Here is a 1,097-nt window from a genome sequence, read left to right as displayed (position 1 = left end):
CGAGAGGGGGGCGTTCACCACGGTATGATTCATGACTGGGGTGAAGTCGTAACAAGGTAACCGTAGGGGAACCTGCGGTTGGATCACCTCCTTACTATTGGATGAAGTTGCAAGTGTTCACACAGATTGTTTGATGAAGATAAAGGCGAAAGCCAGAAGTGTAAAGTTTAAGAAAAACTGACCGCACTTTGGAAAGCATCGTTAAATGCAGTCCCCATCGTCTAGAGGCCTAGGACATCGCCCTTTCACGGCGGTAACCGGGGTTCGAATCCCCGTGGGGACGCCATTTAAAGATGACTTTTGTTATCGATGTTCTTTAAAAATTTGGAAACAAGCTGAAAACTGAGTTTCAGTTATCAGGAATCAGTCATCAGGTATCAGAATACGTGATGAAATGATGAAGGGTAACTGAATCAAAGTCTGAGAAAAAGAAAATCTTAACCGAACAAAAGCGGTTAAGTATTAGTTGTTAATTTGACTGATAGGAAAATCCTTGAGGTTGTATAGTTAAGTGACTAAGCGTACAGGGCGGATGCCTAGGCAATCAGAGGCGAAGAAGGACGTGCTAATCTGCGAAAAGCGTGGATGAGTCGATAAGAGGCGAATAATCCACGATGTCCGAATGGGGAAACCCACTAGGTGAAGAGCCTAGTATCATAAACTGAATTCATAGGTTTATGAGGCAAACCGGGAGAACTGAAACATCTAAGTACCCCGAGGAAAAGAAATCAACCGAGATTCCGTGAGTAGCGGCGAGCGAAGGCGGAGTAGCCATCAAATGATAGCCATCGAATTAGGAGAATCAACTGGGAAGTTGAATCGTAGAGGGTGATAATCCCGTATCCGAAAGTTTGGTAGTGGTACTAAGTTTGAGAGAAGTAGGGCGGGACACGTGATATCCTGTCTGAAGAAGGGGGGCCCATCCTCCAAGGCTAAATACTCCTGATTGACCGATAGTGAACCAGTACCGTGAGGGAAAGGCGAAAAGAACCCCGGCGAGGGGAGTGAAATAGAACCTGAAACCCTGTACGTACAAGCAGTGGGAGCCCCTCACCTAGAATTTTTAGGTGAGGCAAAAAGTAATCTTGTCAAAAAAA

At 45.4% G+C, this 1,097-nt stretch carries 1 tRNA gene and 2 rRNA genes; all 3 read left to right on the top strand.

The features are described 5' to 3' along the window. A 16S ribosomal RNA gene (locus tag EDC44_RS12910) occupies window positions 1–94 on the top strand; the annotation flags it as partial. Window positions 95–210: 116 nt separating this feature from the next. Next, window positions 211–286 (top strand) — tRNA-Glu (locus EDC44_RS12905). A gap of 219 nt (window positions 287–505) precedes the next feature. Further along, a 23S ribosomal RNA gene (locus tag EDC44_RS13120) occupies window positions 506–1,097 on the top strand; the annotation flags it as partial.

This window comes from Cricetibacter osteomyelitidis (genome assembly GCF_004340985.1).
GTDB classification, from domain to species: Bacteria; Pseudomonadota; Gammaproteobacteria; order Enterobacterales; family Pasteurellaceae; genus Cricetibacter; species Cricetibacter osteomyelitidis.
Note: the sequence above shows the minus strand (reverse complement) of the source record. Positions and strands in the feature narration are given on the sequence as shown.